The sequence below is a fragment of the Burkholderia pulmonis genome, from assembly GCF_984667975.1.
In genome coordinates this window covers 659,065-678,187 of record NZ_OZ480188.1, presented here as the reverse complement: position 1 = coordinate 678,187, position 19,123 = coordinate 659,065, and the positions used below count along the sequence as shown (strand labels likewise).

The 19,123-nt window shown below is 64.4% G+C and carries 15 protein-coding genes; 14 read left to right on the top strand and 1 reads right to left on the bottom strand.

Annotation, left to right across the window (positions count from 1 at the left end; translation table 11 throughout):
- Positions 1-28 precede the first annotated feature (28 nt).
- From AC5LXK_RS34600 to AC5LXK_RS34555, 10 genes are all read left to right on the top strand, one after another.
- Entirely contained in the window at positions 29-718 is a 690-nt protein-coding gene (locus tag AC5LXK_RS34600) for a hypothetical protein (RefSeq protein WP_493394139.1), read from the top strand.
- Between the two features lie 402 nt (positions 719-1,120).
- Positions 1,121-1,954, top strand: a complete 834-nt coding sequence (locus AC5LXK_RS34595; RefSeq protein WP_493394138.1) for a phytanoyl-CoA dioxygenase family protein — start codon at positions 1,121-1,123, stop codon at positions 1,952-1,954.
- A gap of 18 nt (positions 1,955-1,972) precedes the next feature.
- Positions 1,973-2,386 (top strand): RidA family protein, encoded by a 414-nt coding sequence (locus tag AC5LXK_RS34590; RefSeq protein WP_493394137.1) that lies wholly within the window; start codon positions 1,973-1,975, stop codon positions 2,384-2,386.
- 270 nt (positions 2,387-2,656) lie between these two features.
- A complete protein-coding gene (locus AC5LXK_RS34585) occupies positions 2,657-4,021 on the top strand; it encodes a DUF1329 domain-containing protein (RefSeq protein ID WP_493394136.1) in 1,365 nt (454 codons plus the stop codon).
- Positions 4,022-4,101: 80 nt separating this feature from the next.
- The gene (locus AC5LXK_RS34580) at positions 4,102-5,943 is read left to right on the top strand and encodes a DUF1302 domain-containing protein (protein WP_493394135.1); all 1,842 of its coding nucleotides are present in this window, start codon (positions 4,102-4,104) and stop codon (positions 5,941-5,943) included.
- Between the two features lie 63 nt (positions 5,944-6,006).
- Positions 6,007-8,367 (top strand): efflux RND transporter permease subunit, encoded by a 2,361-nt coding sequence (locus AC5LXK_RS34575; RefSeq protein ID WP_493394134.1) that lies wholly within the window; start codon positions 6,007-6,009, stop codon positions 8,365-8,367.
- 31 nt (positions 8,368-8,398) lie between these two features.
- Positions 8,399-8,683 carry a hypothetical protein gene (locus AC5LXK_RS34570; protein WP_493394133.1) on the top strand — a complete coding sequence of 95 codons (285 nt, stop codon included), beginning with the start codon at positions 8,399-8,401 and terminating at the stop codon, positions 8,681-8,683.
- 27 nt (positions 8,684-8,710) lie between these two features.
- A complete protein-coding gene (locus AC5LXK_RS34565; RefSeq protein ID WP_493394132.1) occupies positions 8,711-9,679 on the top strand; it encodes a WD40/YVTN/BNR-like repeat-containing protein in 969 nt (322 codons plus the stop codon).
- A gap of 104 nt (positions 9,680-9,783) precedes the next feature.
- A complete protein-coding gene (locus AC5LXK_RS34560; RefSeq protein WP_493395093.1) occupies positions 9,784-11,133 on the top strand; it encodes an NAD(P)/FAD-dependent oxidoreductase in 1,350 nt (449 codons plus the stop codon).
- A 34-nt stretch (positions 11,134-11,167) separates the two neighbouring features.
- A complete protein-coding gene (locus AC5LXK_RS34555; RefSeq protein ID WP_493394131.1) occupies positions 11,168-11,827 on the top strand; it encodes a TetR/AcrR family transcriptional regulator in 660 nt (219 codons plus the stop codon).
- Positions 11,828-11,932: 105 nt separating this feature from the next.
- On the opposite strand, the gene AC5LXK_RS34550 is transcribed toward AC5LXK_RS34555, so the two are convergent.
- Positions 11,933-13,186, bottom strand: a complete 1,254-nt coding sequence (locus tag AC5LXK_RS34550; protein ID WP_493394130.1) for a PucR family transcriptional regulator — start codon at positions 13,184-13,186, stop codon at positions 11,933-11,935.
- A gap of 140 nt (positions 13,187-13,326) precedes the next feature.
- Between AC5LXK_RS34550 and AC5LXK_RS34545 the strand changes: the two genes are divergently transcribed.
- The 4 genes from AC5LXK_RS34545 to AC5LXK_RS34530 all read left to right on the top strand — a co-directional run bounded on the left by AC5LXK_RS34545 (position 13,327) and on the right by AC5LXK_RS34530 (position 19,103).
- Positions 13,327-14,853 (top strand): flavin-containing monooxygenase, encoded by a 1,527-nt coding sequence (locus tag AC5LXK_RS34545; protein ID WP_493394129.1) that lies wholly within the window; start codon positions 13,327-13,329, stop codon positions 14,851-14,853.
- A gap of 2 nt (positions 14,854-14,855) precedes the next feature.
- The gene (locus AC5LXK_RS34540) at positions 14,856-15,812 is read left to right on the top strand and encodes an alpha/beta fold hydrolase (protein WP_493394128.1); all 957 of its coding nucleotides are present in this window, start codon (positions 14,856-14,858) and stop codon (positions 15,810-15,812) included.
- Between the two features lie 169 nt (positions 15,813-15,981).
- Positions 15,982-17,403 (top strand): coniferyl aldehyde dehydrogenase, encoded by a 1,422-nt coding sequence (locus AC5LXK_RS34535; RefSeq protein WP_493394127.1) that lies wholly within the window; start codon positions 15,982-15,984, stop codon positions 17,401-17,403.
- 29 nt (positions 17,404-17,432) lie between these two features.
- Positions 17,433-19,103 (top strand): GMC family oxidoreductase, encoded by a 1,671-nt coding sequence (locus AC5LXK_RS34530; protein ID WP_493394126.1) that lies wholly within the window; start codon positions 17,433-17,435, stop codon positions 19,101-19,103.
- Positions 19,104-19,123 lie beyond the last annotated feature (20 nt).

The window sequence follows — 19,123 nt, the reverse complement described above, 5'->3', positions numbered from 1 at the left end:
GTATGCAATCGGAATGGAGTATTTGATCATGGACAGCAGATCGCTCGTACTTTGTTTTGCCAGTGCGTTGCTGGCAACCACATCGGCCATTTACGGCTGGAAGTTTCTCAAGAAGCGCAATTTCCTTCTCGGGTTCGAGTGGCTCATCGTGACGGTCTCCTCGACCAATGCGCTGATCTATTTCGCGACTCACTTCGAGATCTCGGGCTTCATCTCGCATGTCCTGGATGCGTTTTCCCGCGGCTTCGGGATGCCGCTCGTCGCCGTCGCGGGCCTCATGGCCGTGACGCGCGGCTACAGGCCATCGGGCCGTCAGGATGCCGTGCTGTTCGGGATTTCCATCGTCGGCACAGTCGTGCTGGTGTCCGGCCTGATCGCGAAAGTGCAGCCGTATTTCTATGTCGCGGCATGGGCATGCCTGACGATCTATCTCACCGGATTCGTGCGGAAGTTGCTGGCGTCCGGCGAGCGGCTTCATGCGTTGACTACGACCGTCGCGATGGTGGCGTCGCAGGCGATCGCGTGCATCTACGATTTCTATCCGATACCGGGAGGCGAGCACAACGTCTTGCTCAATTTCTATGTGCTCGCGCTGGTGACGTGGTCATACATGACGGTCGTGCTCTATTACGCCTATTGCGCGCTGGAGCGCGCAGGTCAGACGCACGACGCCAGCCGTTTCCGATCGACCCGGAACGGGGGGCAACGCCTCGCGTAAGTGCGTGGCGTCGCGAGCTGACGCATTGGCGTCGTTCGACGACACACGCCGGAGACGGCCGTCGTGTCGTCGGGCCGCGCAGGATTGAATGGCTGCCGGGGCTCACTGCGGCCGCTAGTTTGCGTGACAGACGGTATCCCGGGGCACGGGAGGGCCGTCGAGCAATCGCCACATGAAAGAGGGGCGCTCGGCCGCGATCGACTTTGCATGGCCGGCAGGGGGAGGTGCCGTCGTTCAAGGTGCTCCATTTTTTCCACGAATTGAATCCGGACCGGGAATACCCTCTCTTTTTATTTTTTTCTAAACTAGTCACCATTACCTAACATTGTTGTTCCGTTCTACTTTTAAGGTCGTACAGGACACCCGCAAGCAGGGCGGGTTCGAACCAACAGGAGGTGACCGATGGACGATGTCAAGCGCAAGGCTTTCGCAGAGGACGGCGCGGTTCTGATCGAAGGTCTGTTGAACGAGGAACAACTGGCCCGATGCCGGCTCGCGTTCGACTGGGGTATCGAAAATCCGGGGCCGATGGCGTCGAGTCTCCTCGACGGTACCGACCTCCGGTCACACGTCGACAACGCGAATCCCTATGCGAAGGAGCGGCTCGACGAACTGGTCGGCACGCTACCGCTCGGCCGCCTGTTTGCCGACATGTGGGGATCGAAGCACGCGTGGTTTTTCGCCGAGGAGCTCTTCCTGAAGCAAGGCGGAAAGGGCGCGCGCTCGCTGTGGCATCAGGACACCTCGTACCTGCCGTGGGCAGGGATGCACTTCGGCAATGCGTGGATCAGCTTCGAGGCCGTTCCGAAGCGAAACGCGCTCGAGATCGTACGGGGATCGCATCGTGGCGTGCGCCACGACGGCACCACGTTCCAGAACATCGAGGATCCGACCGAGCCGCTGCATGGCGGTGGTATCTGGCCGCGGATGCCGGACATCGAAGCCGAGCGCCGCGCCGATCCTGGCAAGTACGACATCCTTTCGTGGGCCACGAAACCGGGCGACGTCCTGTTGCTGCACCCCGGTGTGCTGCACGGCGGCGGCGTGGTGGATCCGGCCTTTCCGGATCGCCACACACTCGTGCTGCGCTTCTTCGGCGACGACGCCACGTTCAGCCCGCTGCCGGAAAACAGCGCATCCGGTTTCACGCCGGCTGGCGTGCTGTTCGTGGACGAGATCGCGTCCCTGAAGACTGGCGATCCATTTCGCGCGCCGTGTTTCCGTCAACTCGTCTGAATCCGGAGGAATCCAGCCATGGCAACTACCAGCAAGCGTCAACCGATCATTCCACCCGGGTTCAAGGCGTGGTACGACACCTACCATTTCGCGCCTGCAACGCGGGTGGGCGACATGATCTGGGTGTCCGGCCAGGTCGGAATCGGCGCGGACATGCGGCCGGGCGACGGCGTGCAGGCGCAAGCGCGAATCGCGTTCGAATCGCTGAAGGCGATTCTGGTCGAGGCCGGAGCGAGTCTTGCCGACGTGGTGGAACTGACGACTTTTCATACCGATCTGCGGGCTGAGGTCGAAGCCTTCTCCGCCGTGAAGGACGAATACTTCCCGGATCGCTATCCGTCGTGGACTGCGGTCGGGGTGACGCAGCTTGCGTTGCCGGAGCTGTGTGTCGAAGTGCGAGCGGTGGCAGTCGCCGGATCCGGAGCTGCCTGAGCCGGCAGGTCGCTCGGCAGTTGGGCCGGCGCAGCGGCGAAATGAAGGATTCGAAGTCGCCGTAGTCTCCGGTAGAAAAATACCGAAAATATTTCGTATTACTTATGAAATGAAGCACATCGATTCAATGAATGTCGTGCGTTTCGCGGTTGTGGAAGTCTCGCGACAGCTCGCCAGGAAGCGGCGCGTTAGCCGCTCGAAACGGAACGCTCGACTGTCGCCAGTCAACCGCATAACCGGTGAATGAAAGCTGAGTCTCGGAAGGAGAAGATGATGAAGAAGCACACGATCGGAACCGTGTCCGCAATCGCGACGGCGTTGTTGATGATGGCCGGCGTTGCTGCGGCCGACGACCTTACTCCCGTGGGAGCCGAACGCGGCGCAAGCAAGGACGGCACCATCCCGGCCTTTGCAGGCAGGCAGGAGCCGCAGTCGGGCTGGGAATACGGCAAGACGCGAGGCGATTTCTGGAAACACAGGAACGAGAAGCCGCTTTACTCGATCGACGCCGCGAACGTCGACAAATACGCGAGCAATCTGTCGCCTGGCCAGATCGCATTGATCAAGCAGCGCAAGGGCTACCGGATGGATGTCTATCCGTCGCACCGCGAGTGCCAGTTGCCGGAATTTGCCGAGCAGAACACGAAGGCCAACCTCACGGCCGCGAAACTCGCGTCGGATGGGGAAACGGTCGAGGCGGGCGTCTTGCCTGGCGTGCTGTTTCCGCAGCCGAAAAACGGCACCGAAGCGATCCTGAACTACGAGAACCGGTATCGGGGTGTCGGCATCGAATGGCCGCAGGTCGTCACGACCATCTCGCCGCGTCCGGGCGGTGGCGACTGGATCGATGGGATCGGCCCGCAGGTCTTCTATTTCCCGTCGGGAAAAACGGGCAAGAGCGGACCGAAGGAAGTCGACCAGCTCAGCCTGGCCGCCTATTTCTCGGCCACGTCGCCGGCCGCTCTGGCCGGGCAGGCATTCGTGCAGCGCCAGTATTTCAACAAGGACTCGGAAACCTATTACTACTTTCCGGGCCAGCGTCGCGTGAGACGCATGCCGGCCTATACGCACGACGCGCCGCTGATCGGCTTCGAGAACCAGTACCTGATCGACGAAGCCAACATGTTCAACGGCTCGATCGACCGGTTCAACTGGAAGCTCGTCGGCAAGCGCGACATGCTCGTTCCGTACAACGCATTCGGCATCTACAAGTTCAAGGGCAAGCTGCACGACGTCGCGACACCGGACGGTATCGCTTCGGCGAATCGGCGCTACGAAATGCATCGCGTCTGGGTCGTCGAGGCGACCGTCAAGCCGAGTGCACGGCACGTCGCTTCGAAGAAGGTGTTCTACCTGGACGAGGACAGCTGGCTCGCGCTTGTCGGCGAGGACTACGACGCGCAGGGCAAGCTGTGGAAGGTGCGTGAGAGCTACCCGATTCCGGTTTGGGAGCTGGGCGGTGCCTGCGACAACGAACCGATGGCGCAGTACGACTTGCTGAGCGGGCGTTACGTATTCGATTCGTCGACGATTGGCCAGGGCAAGGATATCCGCTGGTATCAGGAGATCAACGATCCGCGCTTCAAGTCAGATTTTTACTCGGCGGAATCGCTGAGATCGGTCAGCGAACGCTGATTGAGGTAGTCAAAAAAAAGAAAATAGGCCCGACGTGCGCACTCGCGCCGTCGGCATCCGGTCTGGAGATGGGTGGGGCGATGAAAGCAAGCCATATCGTTAAGAGTACTACAGTGTCGATTGCAATGCTGGGTGCGGCAACGTCGACTGCGTACGGGTACGAGTTCACGCTCGGTGACGGGGCGGTCCAGGGTTCGTGGGTGAGTAATCTCACGGCGGGCGGCGGGATCCGGACCAAAAGTCCGAGCTGTTCGCTGACCGGCGATCCGAACGCATACGGCTGCGGTGCGGCAGCTAATACGAACCAGTGGGGCTATGGCGACGAAGGCGATCTGAACTACCGCAAGGGACAGCCGTTCAGCACCTACGTGAGCGCGACCAGCGAGCTGTTGCTGAAGATGCCGAGCGAAGGGCTCAAATTTATGGTGCGCGGTACGGGGATGTACGACTTCCTCGCCGGAAACACGGCCCGGACGCCGTTGTCGAGTACGGCCTCCGCGCAGGTGGTGTACAACGCGCAGTTGCTGGATCTCTGGGCACAGAAGGACTTCACGATCGACGGGCGCAACGCGCACGTTCGGATCGGCAACCAGGTGATCAACTGGGGCGAGAGCATCTACGCGCAGAGCGGCATCAACGCGACCAACTCGATCGACGTCCAGAAGCTGCTGATCCCGGGTTCGCAGCTCAAGCAGGCGTTGCTGCCGGCGCCGATGCTGAGCCTCGCCGCCGATCTGTCCCACGGCTTCAGTACCGAAGCGTATTACCAGTTCCAGTGGAACGGCAACCGCCTTCCGCCGGTGGGTTCGTACTGGTCGCTGGCGAACGTCGTCGGCCGCGGCGCCGAACCGTTCACGATCAATGCGAACAACCCCAACGTGGCCGGCCCGGGCGTCGGCACGATCGCCAATGCGATCGGCGGCGGGGCTGCGGCGGGCAACCAGGATACGCTGAACGCGATCAAGAACGGGCTCGTGAACGGCACCTTCTCAGGACCGCCGTTCAATGACCTCGGCATTCCGATCGCGACGCAACTGCCGGCGAAGTACCGGCCGCAGTTCGGCGTGAAGTTCAATTACTCGCCGCGCTCGTTCGATGCGAACTTCGCGTTCTACTACCTGAACTACACGGACAAGTCGCCGGTGCTGTCGACGCTGGCAAACGGCACCGCGCAATGGTCGTATCTCCAGAACCGGCAACTGTTCGGCGCGAGCGCGAACTTCGGGGTCGGCCCGTGGGCCATCGGTACCGAGCTGTCGTACCGGCCGCGCGATGCGGTCGCGCTGTCGAGCTGCTACGGCGCGGGCGGCCCGACCGACCTGGTCACGAACGGTGCGCAAGGTGTCAACTGCCAGCAGTGGGCCGACAAGAAGAAGTTCCAGCTGGACGTCAACGGGCTCCTTGCACTGACTCGCAGCGAGTATCCGTTCCTGAAGCTGATCGCAGCGGATTCCGCCGCGTTGACGTGGGAACTCACCTGGATCTACTACCCGGGTCTCGGTTCAGACGTGACGCGCACGGTGGACGGGCAGCCGGTCACGCAGGTGCCGGCCACCGGATATTTCCCGTGGCTGAACAACAACTCGGGGCTCGGTTATCCGATCACGCAAGGGCAGGGCACGTCGAGTTCGGTGGGGGCGACGGTCGATTTCAACTGGACCTACGACGGCTCGCTGATTCCCGGCTGGCAGGTGACGCCCGGCGTGACGTTCAGCACGGGCCTCTACGGTTACACACCGACCTTCACCGCGAATTACATGCAGGGCGCGAAATCGGTCAACGTCTACGTGCTGTTCAACCAGAATCCGCCGACGTGGCAGGCGGGCATCAACTTCGCGGCGTTCTTCGGCGGCCATCAGTCGGTGGGGAACCCGTATTCGGACCGCAATTTCGTCGGTGTGTTTGCTACCCGGAATTTCTGACGGGTGGAAGCGGAAGCGAGCGCGCGCGTCGGGCATCGCCTGAAAACATGAAGGGGTAATGCAGTGCTTAATCGTCTGGTCAGCCGCCTTGAAAGGCTCTTCTTCGGTCATCGCGCGATTGTGCTCGTGGCGATCGTCCTGTTTACCGTCGTGATGGCCGTGTTCGCGATGCAACTGCGCATGGATGCCGGCTTCGAGAAACAGATGCCGATCGGCCACGAGTACATTCGCACGTTCCAGAAATACCGGAACGATCTACTCGGCGCGAACCGGATCACCGTCGTCGTGCGCGCGAAGCACGGCTCGATCTGGACGCCGGAAGGCCTGACGCGGCTGTACAAGGTCACGCAGGCGGTGACCTACCTGCCGAACGTCGACCGGATCGGCGTGCGCTCGCTGTGGACGCCGAACGCGTTCGTGAATGAAGTGACCGACGAGGGTTTCCGCGCGGAACCGATCATTTCCGGCACGATCACGCCGGATCAGCTCACGCCGGGAATCGTCGAGAAGATCCATCGCGCGACTACGCTGGGCGGCTATGTCGGCACGCTCGTGTCGCACGGCGAGGATAGCGCGATGATCACGGCCGAGCTGAACGAGCGCGATAGTGCGGGCAAAGTACTCGACTATGTCGCGTTCAATCACGTGCTTGAGCAGAGGATCCGGCAGCCCTTCGAGGATGCCGGCTACGAGGTGCAGATAATAGGCTTTGCGAAGCAGATCGGTGACATCGCCGACGGAGCAAAGGCCGTGCTCGGCTTCTGCGCGATCGCGCTGCTGCTGACCGCACTTGCGGTGTACTGGTATTGCCATTCGCTGCGCTTTACGGTGCTGCTGATCGCGTGCTCGCTGACGTCGCTGGTCTGGCAGTTCGGCACGCTGAAGCTGCTGGGCTTCGGCCTCGATCCGCTCGCGGTGCTGGTGCCGTTCCTCGTGTTCGCGATCGGTGTTTCGCACGGGGTGCAGCAGGTGAACTTCATCGTGCGTGAGATCTCGCACGGACACAGCTCGTACGAAGCTGCGCGGCGCAGCTTCAGCGGGCTACTGATTCCAGGCGTACTGGCGCTGATCACCGCGTTCGTGTCGTTCATCACGCTGCTGCTGATCCCGATCCCGATGGTGCGTGAGCTCGCGATTACCGCATCGCTCGGCGTGGCCTACAAGATCGTCACGAACTTGATCCTGCTGCCCGTGGCCGCGTCGTGCTTCGACTTCACGAAGCGCTATGCGGACAGCGCGCTCAAGCGCGGCGAGCGGCGAGCGGCGTGGCTGCGCCCGCTGGCGCGTATCGCGCAGCCGAAGTATGCGGGGGCAACCGTCGCACTGACGCTGGTCGTGTTCGCGCTGGCCGCGTGGCAAAGCCGCGACCGCGTGATCGGCACGTTGCAGCCGGGCGCACCGGAACTGCGTGCGGATGCGCGCTTCAATCGCGACGCGACGGCGATCGCCGGCAACTACGACATGGGCCTCGACTGGCTGACGGTTGCGATCGAATCGTCCGGCAACGCGTGCGACAACCCGGCTGTTGGCCTGTATGAAGACGACTTTTCGGCCGCGATGCGCACGGAACCGGGCGTGGTGTCGGTGCAATCGTACTCGGGCATGCTGCGCGCATACAACCAAGGCTACAACGAAGACTATCCGAAGATGAACGTCGTGCCGATCGACCCCGAGAACTACGGGGCGGTGTCAGTCGACGTCGGCCGTGTAAAGGGCTTCATGAAAGCCGACTGCACGATGTCGGCCGTGCACCTGTTCCTGACCGACCACAAGGCCACGACGATCAACCGGATCCTCGACGACGTGAAGCAGTATCGCGCGTCGCATCCGTTCCCCGGCATCACCGTGCGGCTCGCGGCCGGCAACGCGGGCGTGCTGGCGGCGACCAACGAGGAAGTCGCGGGCAGCGAGCGGCCGATGATGCTTTACGTCTACGGCGCGATCCTGATCCTCGTGTTCCTCGCATATCGCGACTGGCGCGCGATGGTCGCTTGTTGTGCGCCGCTGTCGGTTGCGACCTTCATCGGCTACTGGTTCATGAAGGAGTTGCAGATCGGGCTGACGGTCGCGACGCTGCCGGTGATGGTGCTGGCGGTGGGGATCGGCGTCGATTACGCGTTCTACATCTACAACCGCCTGCAGGTGCATCTCGCGAGCGGGCAGACGATCGTGAAGGCGGTGCAGCACGCGATGCTCGAAGTCGGTGTCGCGACGATCTTCACGGCGATCACGCTGGCGATCGGCGTGGCGACGTGGAGCTTCTCCGCGCTCAAGTTCCAGGCCGACATGGGCAAGCTGCTCGCGTTCATGTTCATCGTGAACCTCGTGATGGCGATGACGGCGCTGCCCGCGCTGGCCTCGGTGCTGGAGCGCCGGTTCCCGCGCCGCAAGCCGGCCCGCGCGCCGGGTTTGTTCAGCCACTGACACCGACACACATCCTGACGGAGATTCAGCCATGGTCAAGACACTGACTACCTGCGTCGCACTTTGCATCGTGGCGGTTGCCTTCCCACGATTTCATGAAGCCGGCGCGGGCCGGCCCGCGCCGGCTCATGCGTTCGTGACCGACACGACTCGCACCGATGTGAGCCGCTCCGCACCCGGTGAAACGGGTGTCGAGTTGTCGTCGAGCGACAGCAAAGCCGAACGACGGCCACCGGCCGCGCAGGGGGGCGACCTGCAGCCGGTCGTCGCGCTTGGCGAAGCGCATGCCGGCTGGTCGGCGCTCTTCAACCACTGATGCCCGCATACACGATAGAGATTCACCATGATCAAGACGTTAATTGCCTCTGTTGCGGTCTTCGTTGCCGCGACGGCCTTCGCGCAACCGCAGGATGGAACAGTCGCGGCCTGGGCCGCGAAGCCCGCGCATGCGTGGGCCGCGCCGACGCACATGATGCTGATGGACGCCACCCGCGCCGGGTCGCGGATCGTCGCCGTCGGTGAGCATGGCATCGTGCTGCTGTCCGACGATGAGGGCAAGACCTGGCGCCAGGCGCGGCGTGTGCCCGTGTCGGCGACGCTGTCGGCCGTGTCGTTCGCGGATGCGAAGCACGGGTGGGCCGTCGGCCAGTGGGGCGCGATTCTCGCGACCGACGACGGTGGCGATACGTGGGTCACGCAACAGCTCGATACGTCGGTCGACCAGCCTCTGTTCTCGGTGCTGTTCACGAGTGCGCAGGATGGCATAGCGATCGGCCTGTGGTCGCTGATGCTGCAGACGCACGATGGCGGCAAGACGTGGACGCGCACGACATTGCCGAAGCCGCCGGGCGGAGGTAAAGCCGACCGCAATCTCTATCACGTGTTTTCCGACGCCGCGCACGCGCTCTACATCGTGTCTGAACAGGGGATGGTGCTCAAGTCGATCGATGGTGGCGCGAGTTGGACTTACCTGCCGACGGGCGGCAAGGGCACGTTGTGGTCCGGGGTGGCGATGCCCGACGGCCGGATCGTGGTCGGTGGGCTGCTCGGCAGCCTGTTCGAGAGCCACGACGGTGGCGCGAGCTGGACGGCCGTCGACAGCCGCACGCGGAGTTCGATCACCGACCTGGCGGCTGCAGGCGACGGCCTGATCGGCGTCGGGCTCGATGGCCTGGTGTTGAAGCTGCAGGCGGGGGCAGCAACGGTCGAGGTGGCGCAACGCCCGGATCGTGCGACGCTGACCGCCGCACTGCCCGGCAAGGGCGGCACGCCGATGCTGTTCTCGCAGGACGGCGTGTTGACGTCGCCCTGATTGCAGCCCGGTCTGCACGGGAGTCTTGTTGGAATCATTGAGTAATGGAGGCATACATGAGCGCTACGCAGTACAGGATTCGGGATGACTCAACCGGCAATGCAATGCGGCTCGATGCGTCGCACGCAGACCGTGCGTTGCGAACGTACCGGCCCATCGGCGGGTGGATCGAGCGGCCGGACAACATCCAGTCCCAGCTGGAAGGCGATATTCGCGCGGACGTGGTCGTCGTGGGCGCCGGCTTCGCGGGCCTGTCCACCGCACTGGAACTGACCGCACGCGGCGCCAGCGTCGTCGTGATCGAGCGCGAGTTCGCGGGCTTCGGCGCGAGCGGGCGCAATGCCGGCTATCTGGCGGGCGGGCAGGGGCTGGAATACGACCTGTTCTTGAAACGCGTCGGGCGCGATCAGGCGAAACGAATCGTCGGCTTTTATGACGAGGGCGTCGCCTACGTCGAGCGCAAGCTCGTCGAATACGGAATCGACTGTGACTACCGCGCGTCGGGCATTGTTCGCGCCGGTGTGCATCCGTCACAGGAGAAACGCTTGCGCGAGAACATGGAGGTTGGCATCGCGCTTGGCTCACCCGCTCGGTATCTCGATGGTGCGGCGATGCGTTCGCGCGGGATTCCGCCCGCGTTCCTGTTCGGTTGCCACTTCCCCGGCGGCGGCACGCTCGACCCCGGCAAGTACGTGATGGGCTTGCGGCGCGCGGCGCTCGCCGCGGGTGTGAGGCTTTACGAGAACACCGCGCTGATCGACTTCGACGCCGGCGAGACCGTGCGAGTCCGGACGGCGCGCGGCAGCGCAAGCGCACCTGTCGTGGTGCTCGCCACCAATGCGTATACGCCGCAGCTCGGCTTGCTGGGCAACAAGGTGCTGCCGCTGCGCGTGTCCGCGCTCGAAACCGAGCCGCTGTCCGGTGCGCAACTGGCGGCACTGGGTTGGCCGAACCGCGAGGGCATCGTGACACCGCACCTGACGATGGAGAGCCACCGGCTCACCGCACGGAATACGCTGTTGGTGACGACCAAGCGGCTCGATTACGTCTATGGCTCGCGGACGCCGAATATACCGGACGAAGCGGCCTACCGCGCGCTGCTCGCGACGTTGCGCGCGCGTTTTCCGCAACTGGGCAACCAGCCGGTGCGTGCATGCTGGAGCGGCTATATCTCGGTCGCCAGCGACGCGCTGCCGGTGGTCGGCGCGACCGGCACGCACGGCAACGTGTTCTACACGGCGGGATGCTCGGGGCACGGCGTCGGCACGCAGTCGCTGATCGGGCAGGTGCTGGCCGACGGGATTTTCGGCACGGAGTCGCCGCTGCTCACGACGCTCACGCACCGCACGCCCGCGCTACCGCCGGAGCCGCTGCGTTGGTGCTCGATCAAGGCAGTGCTGGGCGTTGCGAATCTCCTCGACGAACGCTTGAATCGCCGCGCGGATCGCAGATAGCGCCGCGCGACATCGTCACGACGAACCGAACACGATGACCGAACCCAAAGTGCACCACGGTGGCAGAAGGCGGCGCCCGACGAATGCCACTTCGTCAGGCAGTGATCCCGATAGCTTGCGGGCCCAGGGCTTGCGCACGCGCAACACGATCATCCGTGTCGCGCGGGAACTGCTGCTGGAAGGCGGCCCGCTGACCTTCTCGCAGCGCGCGGTCGCCGCCGGGGCCGGAATCAGCGTGAGCAATCTGCAGTACTACTTCCCGACCCGTCTGGCCGTGCTGCGGGCCGTGATCGAGCCAGTCATCGATGCGTACCTGATCGAACTCAGGCGCGTGCTCGACAGCGATGCATCACCGGATGACGTACTCGAACGCGTGATGGCGCGCTCGCTGAGCGATGCAAAGGATTCTCAATATGGTGCACTGTTCAGGCATTTCCTGTCCTTCGCCACCATGGATCCCGAATGCCTCAAGCTGTTCGACGGATGGTACGACACACTGACGCACGAGATGGCGAAGCTGTTGCGCATCGTCAATCCCGTGTTCGATGCGGCCGACAGCGTACACGTTGCCACGCTGTTGATTGCGATGGCCGATGGCCTGACGTTGCAGTCTGGGGCGGCACGCCACACGCAGGGCTTCGATGCACGGTTCATGGAGGCGGCCCGGTGCCTCATCTATGAAAAGCGACCCTGAGGCAACACCCCGAGCGGCACAGGTCGACCGCAGCTTCCCGTTGCGCGCCAAGGGGCGTTTGCACCCGTCATTCGGGTGTGAATGGCCGCGATAAAGTCGCCGCAATCATTCCTGATCACTGCCGATCCAATACAGCACCTCCAGCGCGGCCGCGACGTGCAGGCGCTGCTGCGCGAGCGGACGGGGCAGCAGCGACTCGGCGCGCTCGAGCCGGCGCAACAGCGTATTGCGGTGTACATGCATTTTCTCGGCCGCGTCTGTCACGCTGCAGCCTTCCGCGAGAAACACGCGCAGCGCGTCGCGCAGCGACTTGTCGGCGGTGGCTAAGTTGCCCAGTGTATTGGTGACGAACTGTTGTACCGACTCCATATGGTTGGTCATCAGCGCGATCAGGCTCATGCTGTCGGCATGTACCACGCCGACGCCGGCATGGAGCCTGCCGAGCAGCCGCTGTGTCGCCAGTGCGTCCAGGTGACCGTGCCGAAATCCTTCCATGCCGCTGCCGGCAGTCGCGACGGCCATGTGCACGCCGGGCAGCGGCTTGATCGCACGCTGCAGCCAGGGCATGTCGAGCGGTTTGCCGTCGTGATACGTCCAGACCCACAACGTCGCCGTGTTCGCGACGACGACCAGTGCATTGCGCGTGCCCGCGCATTGGGCCAGCGCATCGGCCGCCCGTTCCAGGAGCCCCAGTTCGATATCCGCTTCCTCGCTCCAGACGATCGCGGCGTGATGGCGCTGCTCCAGCGTGTAGCCCAGGCGCCGGCTGGCCTCTTGCGCGCTGATGGACGCGCCTTCGACGATCTGCGTGACCAGTTCGCGACGGTCGGCGTGCGTGCCGCGTAATCGCGCTTCGCGTTCGGCGCGCATGAACTCCGCCATGCCCACCATGTTGGTGTCGATGAAGGACGCGATCGAGCGCGACGACACGGCCAGAAACTCGCGCAATTCGTCCGGGTCCTGGGTCAACGTAAATGCAAGCTCCATCCAGCGTTGCCACAGAACACTTTGCGACGAGCGGGCAGCGACGAACACGAGGTCGGTCAGGCCGCGCCGCACCAGTTCCTGCGCACTGCTTAGCATGTCGGCGGAAAGAAAGCGGGACACGGGCGCGCAAGGGTTTTCAAGGTTGGCCGTTGCCCAGTGAATGAGCCCGTTGCGATTGATTCGTCGCACGGCCGCCGCCAGCACCGGATCGCTCATCGTCGGGCTGGTCGCCACGTTCTCCTTGTCCAGTTCCTGCAGCCATTCCGTCTGCACATTCAGCGTGATTTCTGCACCCTGGCGCATCAATTCCCGGATGCGGGGCGATGGCAGCGGCCAGGGCGGCGGGGTGACGGAGGCAAGGTTCTGGGACATGGCGGAGCACGATAGAAGCAATGAGGTGCAAGTTGCACCAATTGTATTCGCATACGGTGCGTTCGACACCTTGTTTGGCCCATTTCGGTTAATAACAATACGGTCATATAGCGCACTTCGACGCGATCTGGAGACAAGCCGTGACCGTACACCCCCTTCCGTCCACCGAGCATGTGGATGTGCTCATCGTAGGCGCCGGCCTTTCCGGGATCGGTGTTGCTCGTCAGCTCGAGACGGACCGTCCCGGCACGTCGTATCTCATTCTTGAAGCGCGTGCCGCGACCGGCGGCACATGGGACCTGTTCCGCTATCCGGGCATTCGCTCCGATTCGGACATGCACACCTACGGTTACGGCTTCAAGCCGTGGGCCGACAAGAAGGCGATCGCCGGCGCGGATTCGATCCTTTCGTACCTGAGAGAGACGGCGGCCGAATACGGGATCGATCGTCACATCCGCACGAATCACAAGGTGATCCAGGCAAGCTGGTCGAGTGCACAGGCCCAGTGGAATGTCGAAGTCGAGCGCCTCGATACCGGCGAACGCAAGACGATCCTGGCCAAGTGGTTCTTCAGTGCCGCAGGGTTCTATCGTCACGACGAAGGCTATACGCCGAAACTCGACGGGATCGAGAACTTCGGCGGCCCGGTGGTGCACCCGCAGCACTGGCCGGAAGATCTCGACTACAGCGGCAAGCGCGTGGTGGTGATCGGCAGCGGCGCGACTGCCGTCACGCTGTTGCCGGCCATGGCCGGCAAGGCCGGGCACATCACGATGCTGCAGCGCACGCCGACCTACGTGGTGAGCCTGCCGTCGGAAGACATCATTGCCAATACGCTGCGCAAGCTGATGCCTCACACGTGGGCCTACGCGATCGTGCGGCGGAAGAACGTCGCGATTTCCCGCTTCATCTGGCGCTTCTGCCGGTCGCGTCCGCAGGCGGCGCGACGCCTGATCCGCTACCTGAACAAGCGCCAGTTGCCGAAAGATTATCCGGTCGACGTCCACTTCAACCCGCCGTACAACCCGTGGGACCAGCGCCTGTGCGCCGTGCCGGACGGCGATCTCTTCAAGTCGATCCGCGATGGCCGCGCGTCGGTCGTGACGGACCGCATCAGGACCTTCACGGAAACGGGCATCGTGCTGGAATCCGGGCAGACATTGCCCGCCGATATCATCGTCACGGCGACCGGGCTCAGCGTCAGGTTCTTCGGCGGGATCAAGCTGACGGTCGACGGCGACCCGGTCGATCTCCACAGCAAGGTGGCGTTCAAGGGCATGATGCTCAGCGGCGTGCCGAATTTCGGGTTCTCGATCGGCTATACGAATTCGTCGTGGACGATGAAGGTCGGGCTGCTGGCCGAACACTTCTGCCGCTTGCTCAAGCATATGGAACGCGGTGGCTACGCCGTCTGCATGCCTGAATTGCCGGACGGCGACATGCCGACGCGCCCGTTGCTCGATTTCGGTGCCGGTTACGTACAGCGTGCAATCGGCGGCCTGCCGCGCCAGGGCCCCGGCACGCCGTGGATCATGTCGATGGACTATCACGTCGACGTCAAGATCTTGCGGCACGGCCCGGTCGACGATCCGTGCCTGCGCTTCCGGTCTGCACAGGCAGCAGGCGGCACGGATCGCGTCGAGGCCCGTCGGGCTGTCGGAGCCTGATCATGACGATCCACGCCATGGAAGCGATCCAGGACGCGTTCTGCGATCTGCGGAGCGGAGTGCGCCTCTGCTATCGCACCTACGGGCCCGACGACGGCGAGCCGTTGCTGCTGATCGCGGGCATGACGCTGCAGTTGACCTTCTGGCCGCCTGTGCTGATCGGCGCGCTGATTCAATGCGGGTATCGCGTGATCGTGTTCGACAATCGCGATGTCGGGCGCTCGTCCCGCACGCCGCGGCCGGGACCGAGCGTGCTCCAGCAATTCCTGCGCCGGCCCGTCAAGGACGGCTACGACCTGGAGGACATGGCGCAGGACACGATCGGATTGCTCGACAGCCTGCAGGTGGCGCGCGCGCATGTCGTCGGCATGTCGATGGGCGGCATGATCGGCCAGGTGCTCGCCGCGCGTTATCCGCAACGCGTGCTGTCGCTGACCTCCATCATCTCCACGACCGGCGCGCGCAAGGTCGGCCAGCCGGCCGTGTCCAGCATGCTGATGCTGACCGCGCCGCCGCCGCGTACGCGCGAAGCGGCGGTGGAGCAATACAGTCGCGTCATGGCCCACATCGGCACGCAGGGGTATCCCGCGGATGACGTCGCACGACGCGCGTACGCGGCCCAGGCGTGGGATCGCGGCCAGCAGGCGCGCGACCACGAGAGCACGACCCGCCAGATCGGCGCGATCATCAATTCAGGCGACCGGACCGACGAACTCCGGCGAATCCAGGTGCCGACGCTGGTCGTGCACGGCGATCGCGACCTGCTGGTCGCGCCCAGCGGCGGCGTCGCGACCGCCGCCGCGATCGCGGGTGCCGACATGGTCACGGTGCGCGGCATGGGGCATGACATTCCCGATGGCGTCGTGCCGCTGCTGACGAGCCTGATCGATGGCCATATCCGGCGCCGTGCAGCACGCGCTACCGCGGAACCCGTGCGCGCCAGCAGGCACATTGCGTGAGCGGGTTCGCCCGCGGTAGGCGATCCGCGCGTGAAGTCAGGACGCAGCGCACGCGCAATCACCGACCATCGAACCGGCGCATCGCCGCGTGACAACCTGAAACATTAGGCAAGCCGCTTGTCGTTGTGACGCGACGCGATCGCACGTTCGACAAGCCGGAGGAGACACTATGCATCAAGGCTACCCGACCGACCTTGCGGCGCGCTTCGAGCGCCAGCGCCGCGCCTTCGCACTGGAGCCGAACCCGGCACTGGCCACCCGGCTGGCGCGCCTCGGGCGGCTCGCCGCGTGGCTCGATGCGCACGAGTACGACATCGTACGCGCCATCGACACCGATTTTCAGGGCCGCTCGGCTCACGAGACACGGCTGGCGGAGGTGTTCATCGTGCGCGCCGGCATCCGGCATGCGCGCCGGCACCTGAAGCACTGGATGCGGGCGCGCCGCGTGCCGACCGCGCTGCATTTCCGTCCCGGCTACAACCGGCTCATGCCGCAACCGCTGGGCGTGACGGGCATCATCTCGCCGTGGAACTACCCGCTGCAGCTTTCGCTCGGGCCGGCACTCGCGGCACTTGCCGCCGGCAATCGCGTCTTGATCAAGCCGTCCGAGCTCACCCCCGCGCTGTCCGACCTGCTTGTGTCGATGGCGCACGAGACCTTCATGCCGGACGAACTGGATGTCGTGGTGGGCGACGTCGAGCTCGGCAAGGCGTTTGCCGACCTGCCGTTCGATCATCTGTTCTTCACCGGTTCGACCCAGGTGGGGCGCGTCGTCGCACAGGCGGCCGCGGCCAACCTGACGTCCGTGACGCTCGAGCTCGGCGGCAAATCGCCGGCCATCCTCGATACGTCGTGCAATGTCGCGGTTGCGGCGCAGCGCATCGCGTTCGGCAAGCTGCTGAACGCGGGCCAGACCTGTGTCGCGCCCGATTACCTGCTCGTGCCGGCCGGAACGGCTGACAGCGTCGCGTCGCAGCTGTCACGCGCCGTCGCTCGCCTGTATCCGACGCTCGCCGCCAATCCCGACTACACAGCCATCATCAGCGAACGCCACCGCGCGCGCCTCGCCGACATGGTGGATGAAGCGCGTCGAGCAGGCGCGCGCATCCTCGAAGTCAACCCGGCCGGCGAATCGTTCGGCACGTCGTCGCGCAAGTTCGCGCCGACGATCGTGGTCGGTGCGCCGGCCGATACGCGGCTGATGAACGAAGAGATCTTCGGTCCCGTTCTGCCGATCGTCGAATACACGAATCTCGACGATGCGCTGGCCTACGTTCAGGGCCGCGCGCGTCCGCTGGCGTTGTACTGGTTCGGCGAAGACGCATCGCGTCGTGATCGCGTGCTGCGTGAGACGGCGTCCGGCGGCGTCACGATCAACGACTGCCTGTGGCACCTGGTACAGGAAAACCAGCCGTTCGGCGGCGTCGGGCAGAGCGGCATGGGCGCCTATCACGGGCAGTGGGGCTTCGACACCTTCAGCAAACTGAAGCCGGTGTTTCACCAGACCCGCTTGAACGGCGCCGTGCTGTTCCATCCTCCGTACGGTCGCGTTTTCGACTTGCTGCTGCGCACGCTGTCGCGTCTCGCGTGATTTCCGAATCCTGTATCGAGAGAAATGCCATGAATCATCAGTTCGACTACATCGTCGTGGGCGGCGGCTCAGGCGGCAGCGTGGTAGCAGGGCGCCTGACCGAAGACCCGAACGTCACCGTCTGCCTGCTGGAAGCGGGAGGCAGCGGCAACGACATGGCGATCAACATCCCGGCGGGCACGGTCGCGATGCTGCCGACCCGCCTCAACAACTGGGCGTTCGATACGGTGCCGCAACGCGGGCTTGGCGGGCGCGTTGGCTATCAGCCGCGCGGCAAGGCACTGGGCGGTTCGTCCGCGATCAACGCGATGGTCTACATTCGCGGCCACCGCAGCGACTACGACATGTGGGCCGCGCTCGGCAATCCCGGTTGGTCGTACGAAGACGTGCTCCCTTACTTTCGTCTGAGCGAGCACAACGAACGCATCAACGACGCGTGGCACGGCCAGGACGGCCCGCTGTGGGTCAGCGACCTGCGTTCCGACAACCCGTTCCAGGAGCGCTTCCTCGCGGCGGCCCGCCAGGCCGGCCTGCCGCTGACGGACGACTTCAACGGCGCACAGCAGGAAGGCGTCGGCATCTACCAGGTCACGCAGAAGCAGGGCGAGCGGTGGAGCGCGGCACGCGGCTATCTGTTTCCGCACCTCGGCAAACGCGCCAATCTGGCCGTCGAAACGCATGCGCAAGTCCGGTGCATCCTGTTCGAGGGCAAGCGCGCAGTGGGCGTGGAAGTGTTGCAGAAAGGCACGCTGAAGACATTCCGCGCCCGGTGTGAGGTGGTGCTGGCAGCGGGGGCGCTGCAGACGCCGCAGTTGCTGATGCTGTCCGGTATCGGCCCGACGGGCGAGCTCGCGCGCGCCGGCATCGAGACGCTGCATCATCTGCCGGGCGTGGGCCGCAACCTGCAGGATCACCCCGACTTCATCTTCAGCTACCGTACGCGCAGCCTCGATACGATGGGCATCTCGCTGGGCGGCAGTGCGCGGATGCTGCGCGAGATCATGCGCTTTCGCCGTGAGCGGCGCGGCATGCTGACGTCGAATTTCGCCGAAGGCGGCGCGTTCCTGAAGACGCAACCGGGCCTCGACGCGCCCGATATCCAGCTGCATTTCCTGGTTGCGCTGGTCGATGACCACGCGCGGCGCATGCACCTGGGCCACGGGCTGTCCTGCCACGTGTGCCTGCTGCGCCCGCACAGCCGCGGATCGGTCACGCTGCGCAGCCGCGACCCGTCGGCCGCGCCGCTGATCGATCCCGCGTTCCTCGACGATCCGCGCGACCTGGAGGACATGGTGGCGGGCTTCAAGATCACGCGTGGCCTCATGAACGCGCCAGCGCTCGCGGAGTGGATCACGCGGGACATGTTCACGCGCGACGTGCACAGCGATGACGAGATCCGGGCGGTGCTGCGCGCGCGCACGGATACCGTCTATCACCCGGTCGGCACGTGCCGCATGGGGCAGGACGCGATGGCGGTGGTCGATCCGCAGTTGCGCGTGCATGGCCTCGACGGGCTGCGCATCGTCGATGCATCGGTGATGCCGACACTGATCGGCGGCAACACCAATGCGCCCACCATCATGATCGCGGAGAAGGCGGTCGACATGATGCGCGGCGTGAGCCGCGTGGCGTCCACGGCGCGCGCGACAACCGCGGAAACGCAGTGGTTCGCGACGTCGGGCATCGAGACCGGGCGATAGGGTGGACGTCCAATTGTCGT

Coding starts and splice junctions, on each gene's coding strand:
- AC5LXK_RS34600 (WP_493394139.1), top strand. CDS start 29: ATGGACAGCAGATCGCTCGTACTTTGTTTTGCCAGTGCGTTGCTGGCA.
- AC5LXK_RS34595 (WP_493394138.1), top strand. CDS start 1,121: ATGGACGATGTCAAGCGCAAGGCTTTCGCAGAGGACGGCGCGGTTCTG.
- AC5LXK_RS34590 (WP_493394137.1), top strand. CDS start 1,973: ATGGCAACTACCAGCAAGCGTCAACCGATCATTCCACCCGGGTTCAAG.
- AC5LXK_RS34585 (WP_493394136.1), top strand. CDS start 2,657: ATGATGAAGAAGCACACGATCGGAACCGTGTCCGCAATCGCGACGGCG.
- AC5LXK_RS34580 (WP_493394135.1), top strand. CDS start 4,102: ATGAAAGCAAGCCATATCGTTAAGAGTACTACAGTGTCGATTGCAATG.
- AC5LXK_RS34570 (WP_493394133.1), top strand. CDS start 8,399: ATGGTCAAGACACTGACTACCTGCGTCGCACTTTGCATCGTGGCGGTT.
- AC5LXK_RS34565 (WP_493394132.1), top strand. CDS start 8,711: ATGATCAAGACGTTAATTGCCTCTGTTGCGGTCTTCGTTGCCGCGACG.
- AC5LXK_RS34560 (WP_493395093.1), top strand. CDS start 9,784: ATGCGGCTCGATGCGTCGCACGCAGACCGTGCGTTGCGAACGTACCGG.
- AC5LXK_RS34555 (WP_493394131.1), top strand. CDS start 11,168: ATGACCGAACCCAAAGTGCACCACGGTGGCAGAAGGCGGCGCCCGACG.
- AC5LXK_RS34550 (WP_493394130.1), bottom strand. CDS start 13,186: ATGTCCCAGAACCTTGCCTCCGTCACCCCGCCGCCCTGGCCGCTGCCA.
- AC5LXK_RS34540 (WP_493394128.1), top strand. CDS start 14,856: ATGACGATCCACGCCATGGAAGCGATCCAGGACGCGTTCTGCGATCTG.
- AC5LXK_RS34535 (WP_493394127.1), top strand. CDS start 15,982: ATGCATCAAGGCTACCCGACCGACCTTGCGGCGCGCTTCGAGCGCCAG.
- AC5LXK_RS34530 (WP_493394126.1), top strand. CDS start 17,433: ATGAATCATCAGTTCGACTACATCGTCGTGGGCGGCGGCTCAGGCGGC.